Here is a 9490-nt window from a genome sequence, read left to right on the forward strand (position 1 = left end):
GTGATCCTTGCCTACGACGACTCCGACGGCTGGTACGACCACGTCCCGTCGCGCATCACGAACGGTTCGGCCGACAGGACGCGCGCCCGGATCTGCGCGGCCTCCTCTTCGGACGGCTCCCGCCCGTTCTCCTCGTAGAAGGCGTCCAGGCCCTGGTCGATGGCCGTGTTGAGGAAGAACGCCAGGATCGTGGGCGCGGGACCGTTGATGGTCATCGACACCGAGGTGGTCGGCGACGACAGGTCGAACCCGTCGTACAGCGCCTTCATGTCGTCCAGCGTGGCGATCGACACCCCGGACGTGCCGACCTTGCCGTACACGTCGGGGCGCTCGTCGGGGTCGCGCCCGTACAGGGTGACCGAGTCGAACGCGGTGGACAGGCGCGTCGCGGGCTGGCCCTCCGACAGCAGCTTGAAGCGGCGGTTGGTGCGGAACGGGTCGCCCTCGCCCGCGAACATGCGGGCGGGGTCCTCGTTGTCGCGCTTGAAGGGGAACACCCCGGCGGTGAACGGGAACCGGCCGGGCAGGTTCTCGTTGCGGAGGAACCGCAGCAGCTCGCCGTGGTCGGTGTAGCGCGGCAGGGCGACGCGGGGGATCCGGCTGCCCGACAGCGACTCGCGCGTGAGCTTGGTGCGCAGCTCCCGGTCCCGGATCCTCACGACCTGCTCGTCGCCGGAGTAGGACTCCACGACGGCGGGCCACCCCTCGACCAGCTCGGCGTTCGCGGGCTCCACGTCCCGGCGCGCCTTCTCCAGCAGGCCCTCCACCTCGGAGGCGTCCGTCAGCTCGGCGCGCACCTCGTCCAGCCGCTGGACGCGCCGGACCGCCTCCATCTGCGTCGCCGTGTCGGCGTGGTAGTTCCGGACGGTCTCGGCGATGTCGGACAGGTACCGCACCCGGTTCGGCGGGATGACGGTCGCGGCGCCGGTGGACACCTTGGTTCCGACCTCGGGGAGCGCTCCGTCCTCCAGGCGCAGGCCGTGCTCCGCCAGCAGCCCGCCGAGGTGCTGGTAGAGCGCCGTGACTCCGTCGTCGTTGAACGTGGCGGCGCTGGTGCCGAACACCGGCATGTCCTCGGGCCGCTGACCGAACGCCTCCCGGTTGCGCACGAGCTGGCGGCCCACGTCGCGCAGGGCGTCGGCCGCGCCGCGCCGCTCGAACTTGTTGATCGCGACCACGTCCGCGAAGTCGAGCATGTCGATCTTCTCCAGCTGGGACGCGGCGCCGAACTCCGGCGTCATCACGTACAGCGACACGTCGACCAGCGGGACGATCGCGGCGTCGCCCTGCCCGATGCCGGGCGTCTCCAGGACCACCAGGTCGTATCCGGCGGCCTTGCAGGCGGTGACGATGTCCTCGACGTTCTCCGGCAGCTCCCGCGCGCCCCGGGTCGCCAGCGAGCGGAAGAACACGCGGTCGCCGTCCAGGGAGTTCATCCTGATCCGGTCGCCGAGCAGCGCGCCGCCGCCGCGCCGCCGCGTCGGGTCGACGGCGAGCACCGCGACGCGCAGCCGGTCGCCCTGGTCGACGCGCAGCCGCCGCACCAGCTCGTCGGTGAGCGACGACTTCCCGGAGCCGCCCGTCCCGGTGATCCCCAGCACGGGGACGCGCCGCCCGGCGGCCGCCTCGGCGAGCCGCGCGCGGTCGTCCCCGGGCAGGCCGCCGGCCTGCAGGCAGGTGATGGCCCGGGCGAGGGCGCGCCGCTCCCCCGCCACCACGGCGTCGGCCGGCAGGGGCTCGGCGGCCAGGTCGACGTCGCACTCGCGGACCAGTTCGTTGATCATGCCGGGCAGGCCGAGCCGCTGCCCGTCCTCCGGGGAGAAGATCCGCACGCCGGCGTCCGACAGCCGCGCGATCTCCTCGTGCACGATGACGCCGCCGCCCCCGCCGAACACCTTCACGTGCTCGGCGCCGGCCTCCTTCAGGCTGCGCGACAGGTACTCGAAGTACTCGACGTGGCCGCCCTGGTAGGAGCTGATCGCCACGCCCTGCGCGTCCTCCTCCAGGACCGCGTCGACGACCTCCCGGACGGAGCGGTCGTGCCCCAGGTGCACCACCTCGGCGCCCTGGGACTGCAGGATGCGCCGCATGATGTTGATGGCCGCGTCATGGCCGTCGAACAGCGCCGCCGCCGTCACGAAGCGCACCGGGTGCACCGGCACGTGCAGCTCCCGCGTCACCGTCTCCACCTCAACCCTTGGACATCCAATATTTGGAAGTTAAAATAGTTTCCGTGCGCGACGCAGTCAAGACCGAATACGGTGGCCCGGTGCCCGACATGCCCGATCCCATCGCCGAGGCCCACCGCCAGTGGAGCGGCCGCTGGCCCGAGCACGCCGACCGCATGGCGGCCGTCACCTCGGTGATGCGGGCCCAGCAGATCCTGCTCAGCCGGATCGAGGCCGTCCTCAAGCCGTACGGGCTGACGTTCGCCGCCTACGAGGCGCTGCGCCTGCTCGCCTTCGCCCGCACCGGGACCCTCCCCATGGGCAAGATGGGCGCCCGCCTCATGGTGCACCCCGCGTCCGTGACCAACGTGATCGGCCGCCTGGAGCAGCGGGGCCTGGTCGGCCGCCGCCCCTCCCCCGACGACCGCCGCGTCGTGCTCGCCACCATCACCCCCGCGGGCCGCGACCTCGCCGAGGAGGCCACGCTCGCCCTCAACGAGTCCGGCTTCGGCATCGCCGGCCTCCCCGCCGCCGAGGCCGCCGACATCACCACCGCCCTGCGCCGCGTCCGCATGGCCACCGGAGATCTGGACTGATCGCCCCTGCCGAGGGCTGTGGCACCTTGGGAAGATGACGAGCGAGACGGTCTTCACCTATGGGGCGCCGCAGCTGAAGTTCGGGAGCGGGGCCGCGGACGAGATCGGGTTCGATCTGGCGCAGTTCGGGGCGCGGCGGGTGCTGGTCGTCACCGACGCGGGGATCGCGGCGACGGGCGGGCCGCACCGGATCGCGGACGCGATGAGGGCCTACGGGATCGAGGCCGCGGTGTTCGAGGGCGTGCGCGTCGAGCCGACGGACGCGAGCATGCGCGCGGCGGTCGAGCACGCCCGCGCGACCGGCCCCTACGACGCCTACGTGGCGGTCGGGGGCGGGTCGAGCATCGACACCGCGAAGGCCGTCAACCTCCTGACGACCAACGAGGGCGATCTCGCCGACTACCTGAACCCGCCCGTGGGGGCGGGACGGGCGCCGGAACGGCCGCTGCTGCCGCTGGTGGCCGTCCCCACCACGACGGGCACCGGCGCGGAGAGCACCACGGTCTGCGTCCTGGACGTCCTGGATCTGCGGGTCAAGACCGGCATCAGCCACCCGCGGCTGCGGCCGGCGCTGGCCGTGGTGGACCCGGAGCTGACGATGTCGCAGCCGCCCGGCGTGACCGCGTCGGCGGGGATGGACATCCTGTGCCACGCCCTGGAGAGCTACACCGCGCGCCCCTACGACCGGTACGAGCGCAAGAGGCCCGAGGAGCGGGTGCCGTACTGCGGGGCCAACCCGGTGTCGGACATGTGGGCCGAGAAGTCGCTGAGCCTGCTGTCGCGGTCGTTCCGCCGGGCCGTCGTGGACGGGGACGACCGGGAGGCGCGCACCGACATGGCGCTCGCGGCGACGTTCGCGGGGCTCGGGTTCGGCAACGCCGGCGTGCACATCCCGCACGCCAACGCCTACCCCATCGCCGGGCAGGTCAGGGATTTCCGGCCGGACGGCTACCCCGGCGGGGAGGCGATGGTCCCGCACGGCATGTCGGTGTCGCTGACCGCCCCCGAGGCGTTCCGGTTCACCTTCGAGGCGCGCCCCGAGCGGCACGTCCGGGCCGCGGAGCTGCTCGACCCGCGGATGGACCGGCCGGACGACCCGACCGAGCACCTGCCCCTGGCGGTGCTGCGGCTGATGCGCGACATCGGCATCCCGGACGGGATCGGCGGCGTCGGATACGGGGAGGGCGACGTCCCCGCGCTCGTGGAGGGGGCGATGAAGCAGCAGCGGCTGCTGGCGACCTCGCCGCGTCCGGTGGACGAGGAGGCCGTGGCCGGGATCTTCACCCGGTCGCTGCGGCTGTGGTGACTCAGCGGGCGCGGACCCAGGCGTCGACCAGGTCGGCGGCCTCGGGCCGGGACTCCGGCAGGTAGTGGGTGTCCCTGATGCGGTGGAGGGTCCGGTCGGACGCGGCCAGGGCGTCGAAGATCGCGCGGGCGTCGCTCTCGTAGACGCACTCGTCCGCCGTGGCGTGCACCACCAGCGACGGGACGGTGATGCGCGCCAGGTGCGGGGCGGCGGTGCACTGCGAGGTGCGCAGGCTCCACATCGACAGCCAGGAGCGCAGCGTGCACAGCGAGCCGATGCCGAACACGCCGTAGTTGGCCTTGGCGGGGTCGCCGAGGTAGCAGCGGTTGGGCTCGCGGTCGGACGGCTCGATGGCGGGGTCGACCATCCGCAGGTCGGCCCAGGTGCGGTGCACGGTGAACAGCGCGTCGCGGGCGCGGGTGCCCTTCAGCGCGTCCAGGCGGGCGAGGACCCGGTCGGTGATGCGCTCGTTGCGCGCGCGCTGGGCGGCGCGGTAGCGGGCCTGGAACTCCGCGCTGTACGGGGGGCCGTTGCCAGGGTCGAAAGGGTCCAGGGACGGGTCGGCCGACAGGGGGTCCGTCTCGTCGGTGACCGAGGGGTCCATCCAGGCGGTGAGGACCTCCGGGCGGCCGGAGTGGGCGGCGAGCGCGACGAACAGGTCACCGGCGGGCAGGTCCTCGATGGCGGCGATCGGACGCATCCCCGCGACGGGCGTGACGTTGGGCTCGACGGCCTGGGACTGGTAGGCGGCCATCAGCGAGCCGCCGCCGGAGTTGCCGAGCAGGACGATCCGCTCGGCGCCCGCCCGCTCGCGGAGCCAGCGGACGCCCTCGCCGATCTCGGCGAGGGCGTGGTCGAGCAGGAAGTACGCCTCGTTGCCGCGGAAGCGGGTGTTCCAGCCGAGGAAGCCGTGGCCGCGGGCCGCGAGGTGCTCGGCGAGGTAGTGCTCGGAGAAGTCGACGTTGTAGTGGGCCGCGATGAACGCGGTCCTCGGGGCGGCCCCGGCGGGGCGGTGGTAGATCCCCTGGCACGGGTGGCCGCCCGCGCCCGCCCGGCCGGCCAGGGGCGACGGCAGCCCCACGAACTCCCTGACGATCTCGCCCATCCGGCGCCTCCCGGCCCGTTGCCGAATCAGGTTCTGAACAGTAGGGGGTATCGCCTCCGCACGACCACCCACCGCCTGGACGTGCTGATCCATCCCATATGCTGCGAATCACATCCGTTGTGTCGCAAGGAGGCGTGATGGCGGATTCGCCGACGATGACGTACGGCGGCTATCTGAGGCTCGACGACCTGCTGTCGTGCCAGGAGCCGAAGACCCGGGCGCACGACGAGCTGCTCTTCGTGATCATCCACCAGGTCTACGAGCTGTGGTTCAAGCAGATCCTGCACGAGGCCGCGCTGCTGCAGCGCCGGCTGGAGGAGGGCAACAGCGGGGGGTCGCTGCACACCGCCCGCCGCATCGCCAAGATCCTCAAGACCGTCGTCGGGCAGCTGGACGTCCTGGAGACGATGACGCCCCGGCAGTTCGCCTCGTTCCGCGACGCGCTCGGCAGCTCCAGCGGCTTCCAGAGCGAGCAGTTCCGCGAGATCGAGGCCGTCCTCGGGCGCCGCTCCTTCCCTGCCTCCGACCTGCGCGGCGACGAGCGGCTCCAGGCGGCCGTGTCCCGCCCCTCGGTGTTCGACTCGCTGCTGCGCTACCTCGCGGGGCGCGGCCACCCGGTGCCGCGCGAGGCCCTGGAGCGGGACTTCTCCCGGCCGTGGGAGCCCGACCCCGGGGTGCAGAAGGTCCTGCTCGCCGTCTACGCGGACGAGTCCGGGCCGGCCGCCGAGGTCTGCGAGGCGCTCGTCGACGTGGACGAGGGCGTCCAGGAGTGGCGGTACCGGCACCTGAAGATGGTCGAGCGGACGATCGGCGCGAAGATCGGCACGGGCGGGTCGGCCGGCGCCGACTACCTGCGCAGCACCCTGTTCGCCCCCGCCTTCCCCGACCTGTGGGAGGTCCGCTCCCAGACCGAGGAGGTCCCCGCCCATGGCGGCTGAGGGCGGCGAGCGGGTCGCGATCGTCGGGGCGGGCCTGGCGGGCTGCCTGCTCGCGGTGCTGCTCGGCCGCCGCGGCCTCGCGGTGACGGTGTACGAGCGGCGCCCCGACCCGCGCGTCGCGGGCGCCGAGCGGGGACGCTCGATCAACCTGGCGGTCTCGGCGCGGGGACTGGCCGCGCTGGAGCAGGTCGGCCTGCGCGACCGGTCGCTCAAGCAGGCGCTGCCCATGCACGGGCGGATGGTGCACCCCCTGTCGGGGGCGCGGAACTTCCAGCCCTACAGCGCCGACGGGGAGCGCGCCATCAACTCCATCAGCCGCGCCGAGCTGAACCGGTCGCTGCTGGACACCGCCGAGAGCACGCCGGGCGTCACGCTGCGGTTCTCCCAGCGCGTCACCGGCGTGGACGTCGAGGCCGGCGCCCTCCTGCTGGAGGACGCGTCCCCCGAGCCCGCCGACGTCGTCCTGGCCGGGGACGGCGCCTACAGCGCGGTCCGCCGGTCGCTGCGCCTGGCCGAGGACGCCGACTTCCTGGAGCACGGCTACAAGGAGCTGACCGTCCCGCCGAAGGACGGCGGGTTCGCGCTCGACCCGGACGCCCTGCACATCTGGCCGCGCGGGACCTCGATGATGATCGCGCTGCCGAACCTGGACCGCTCCTTCACCTGCACGCTGTTCTGGCCGAAGGAGGACTTCGCCGCCCTCGACTCCCCGGAGAAGGTCACCGCCTACTTCGAGCGGCACTATCCCGACGTGGCGGGCCTGATGCCGGAACTCGCGGACGACTACGAGCGCAACCCGGTCGGGTCGCTGGTGACCGTCCGGTGCTGGCCGTGGACGCGGTCCGGCGACGGAGCCGTGGTGGCGCTGCTGGGCGACGCCGCGCACGCGATCGTGCCGTTCTTCGGGCAGGGCGCGAACTGCGCGTTCGAGGACTGCATCGAGATCGACCGGTGCCTGACCGAGACCGGTGGCGACTGGGCCCGCGCGCTGCGGCTCTACCAGGAGCGGCGCAAGGCCAACACCGACGCGATCGCCGAGATGGCGCTGGACAACTTCGTCGAGATGCGCGACCGGGTGTCCTCGCCGGTCTACCGGGCGAAGCAGGCGGCGACGCACGCGCTGGAGCGCCGCCTGGCCGGACGCTACGTCTCCCGCTACGAGCTGGTGTCGTTCTCGACGATCCCGTACGCCCGGATCCCGGCGCGGATCAGGCGGCAGAACCGGGTGCTAGCCGCGGCCGCCCTCGGCTCCGCGGCGGCCCTCGGCCTCGGACTGCGGGCCCTCGCCCGGCGGCGCTGACGCCGGGCGGCGGCCGGCCGCCAGATCGGCGACGGCCGCCGCCAGCGCCGCCAGCACGAACCCCAGCACGACGATCAGCCCGTGCCGGAAGGCGGCCGCCCACTCCCCGCCGGTGCCGGCCAGCGTGGCGAAGAACACCGCCCCGACGGCGGCGATCCCCATCGCGGTGCCGACCCGCTGGCCGGTCTGCAGGACGCCCGCCGCGCTGCCGCCCTCGGTGTAGTCCACCTCCGACAGCGTGATCGTCTGGTTCGGCGAGATGACCAGGCCGGTGCCGAGCCCGGCCAGCAGCAGCGGCGCCGCGGTCGCCCAGGCCACGCCGGCGCCGGGCCTCAGCTCGACCGCGAGCCACGCCGCGCCGAGCCCCGCGAGCACCAGGCACAGGCCGGCGGCGACGAGGGGGCGGCCGAACCGGGAGACGACCCGGCCGCCGAGCGCGGACGCCACACCGGACCCGACCGCGAAGGGGGTGATGGCGAGGCCCGCGCCGAGCGCGCTGTAGCCGAGGCCGTTCTGCAGGTAGAGGGTGAAGATGAAGAACACCGCGGTGAACCCGGCGAAGTACAGCAGCGCGATCGCCGTGCCCAGCGTGTAGGAGCGGAGGCGGAACAGCGAGAGGACGACCATCGGCGTCCGCGCCCGGCGCTCCCAGGCCGCGAAGGCCGCCAGCAGCGCGGCGCCCGCGGGGATCAGCAGCCACTTCAGGGCGCCCCGCCACTGCTGCTCCTGGACGAGCGGCAGGAGCACGCACAGGACCCCCGCGCCCAGCAGCAGCACCCCGAGCGGGTCCAGGCCCTGCCGCTGCCCGTAGACCGGGGCGGGCAGCAGCCGCCACGCCAGGAACAGCGCCGCGATCCCGACGGGGATGTTGACGTAGAACACCCACCGCCAGCCCTCCGCCGATCCGGCGATCGCGATCAGCCCGCCGCCGAGCAGCGGGCCGACGGCGGTCGCGACCCCGATGACGGCGCCGAGCGCCCCGAACGCCCGTCCGCGCTCGGCGCCCCGGAACAGCTGCTGGATGAGCCCGGCGACCTGCGGGTTGAGGATGCCGCCCGCGACGCCCTGCACGAGCCGGGCGAGGACGAGCAGCAGGATCGTCGGGGCGACGCCCGCCGCCGCGCTCGCCGCCGTGAACAGGGCGAGCCCGGACATGAACACCGCCCGGCGGCTGCGGGCGTCACCGAGCCGCCCCGCCGGGACGAGGACGAGCCCGAACGTCAGGGCGTACCCCGACAGGATCCACTGCAGCTGGGCGTCGGACGCGTGCAGACCCGCCCGGATCGACGGCAGCGCCACGTTGACGATGCTGACGTCCAGCAGCGTCATGAACGCCGCAACAAGGCACACAGAAAGCGCTCGCCACCGCCTGTCCATTGCCTTGTTCTCCCCCTTCGAGCCCGGAGGGCCCTCCATCGTCGAAAAACGCGGCGATCGCTGGCACTGCTCCGACTCGCCCAGAGGCTCGCTGCGCGATCCGGTTCTCGCTTCGCTCGCGTCTCCGCCCCCGGCCCTGCCTTCGGACGCGATCGAAACCGTTGGGGTTGTCGTTCGGTTGCGGTGGTGGGTGGCTGAGGTCGCGGGCGGGTGAGTCGTTTTCGCGGCCTCTGGAGGTGTCTAAGCTCGCCTCATGACCAACGCCGATCCGGGGAACGGCCCTGAGGAACTGCAGTGCTCCGCCAAGGGGTGCCGTGCCGACGCCGTGTGGGCGCTGCGGTGGAACAACCCGAAGATCCACACGCCGGACCGGCGGAAGGTCTGGCTCGCCTGCGACGAGCACCGCGAGAGCCTGTCGGCGTTCCTGTCCCGCCGGGACTTCCTGAAGGACGTGGTGCCGGTCGCGGAGCGCGACGAGCCCGCCGGCCGCGGCTAGGCGTCGTCCAGGACCGGCTCGCCGGCCTGCTCGGGCACCTCGGCCCGCCAGCCCTCGGCCATCTCGGTCAGCCGGGCGGCGGCGTCCCGCGCCGGCACGCCGCGGCCGACCGCGAGGCCGAGCAGGTAGGCCGTCAGCGGCGCGCCGGGTCTACGACCACGCCTCGTTCGGCGCGAGCGACGGCGAGCCGCGCCAGGAGGTCGA

General features: G+C 73.4%; 8 protein-coding genes and 1 pseudogene. 5 read left to right on the plus strand and 4 right to left on the minus strand.

Annotated features, from left to right (window positions below; all coding sequences use genetic code 11):
* Positions 1-71: 71 nt before the first annotated feature.
* A pseudogene (locus AB0C69_RS31510) lies at positions 72-2168 on the minus strand (methylmalonyl-CoA mutase family protein); the annotation flags it as partial.
* 110 nt (positions 2169-2278) lie between these two features.
* Here AB0C69_RS31510 and AB0C69_RS31515 point away from each other — a divergent pair.
* Positions 2279-2764 carry a MarR family transcriptional regulator gene (locus AB0C69_RS31515; protein WP_345181233.1) on the plus strand — a complete coding sequence of 162 codons (486 nt, stop codon included), beginning with the start codon at positions 2279-2281 and terminating at the stop codon, positions 2762-2764.
* Positions 2765-2798: 34 nt separating this feature from the next.
* Positions 2799-4070, plus strand: a complete 1272-nt coding sequence (locus AB0C69_RS31520) for a hydroxyacid-oxoacid transhydrogenase (RefSeq protein WP_360358650.1) — start codon at positions 2799-2801, stop codon at positions 4068-4070.
* 1 nt (position 4071) lies between these two features.
* Here AB0C69_RS31520 and AB0C69_RS31525 read toward each other — a convergent pair whose 3' ends face one another.
* Entirely contained in the window at positions 4072-5175 is a 1104-nt protein-coding gene (locus AB0C69_RS31525) for an alpha/beta hydrolase (RefSeq protein ID WP_360358651.1), read from the minus strand.
* Positions 5176-5312: 137 nt separating this feature from the next.
* Between AB0C69_RS31525 and AB0C69_RS31530 the strand changes: the two genes are divergently transcribed.
* Together AB0C69_RS31530 and AB0C69_RS31535 are read left to right on the plus strand one after the other, a co-directional pair.
* Entirely contained in the window at positions 5313-6113 is an 801-nt protein-coding gene (locus AB0C69_RS31530) for a tryptophan 2,3-dioxygenase family protein (RefSeq protein WP_345181167.1), read from the plus strand.
* Positions 6103-7413: an NAD(P)/FAD-dependent oxidoreductase gene (locus tag AB0C69_RS31535; RefSeq protein ID WP_360358652.1), complete on the plus strand. Its 1311-nt coding sequence runs from the start codon at positions 6103-6105 to the stop codon at positions 7411-7413. The genes AB0C69_RS31530 and AB0C69_RS31535 overlap by 11 nt, the downstream gene beginning before the upstream one ends.
* Here the strand turns inward: AB0C69_RS31535 and AB0C69_RS31540 are convergent.
* Positions 7342-8829 carry an MFS transporter gene (locus AB0C69_RS31540; protein WP_360358653.1) on the minus strand — a complete coding sequence of 496 codons (1488 nt, stop codon included), beginning with the start codon at positions 8827-8829 and terminating at the stop codon, positions 7342-7344. The genes AB0C69_RS31535 and AB0C69_RS31540 overlap by 72 nt on opposite strands.
* 214 nt (positions 8830-9043) lie before the next feature.
* Here AB0C69_RS31540 and AB0C69_RS31545 point away from each other — a divergent pair, with 214 nt between their 5' ends.
* The gene (locus tag AB0C69_RS31545; protein WP_345181160.1) at positions 9044-9286 is read left to right on the plus strand and encodes a hypothetical protein; all 243 of its coding nucleotides are present in this window, start codon (positions 9044-9046) and stop codon (positions 9284-9286) included.
* Here the strand turns inward: AB0C69_RS31545 and AB0C69_RS31550 are convergent.
* Positions 9283-9490 (minus strand): DUF6457 domain-containing protein (locus AB0C69_RS31550; protein WP_360358654.1); only part of this gene is annotated, 208 nt, incomplete at its 5' end. The two genes, AB0C69_RS31545 and AB0C69_RS31550, sit on opposite strands and share 4 nt — an antisense overlap.

It is taken from the genome of Actinomadura sp. NPDC048032 (genome assembly GCF_040653175.1).
Lineage (GTDB): Bacteria > Actinomycetota > Actinomycetes > Streptosporangiales > Streptosporangiaceae > Spirillospora > Spirillospora verrucosospora.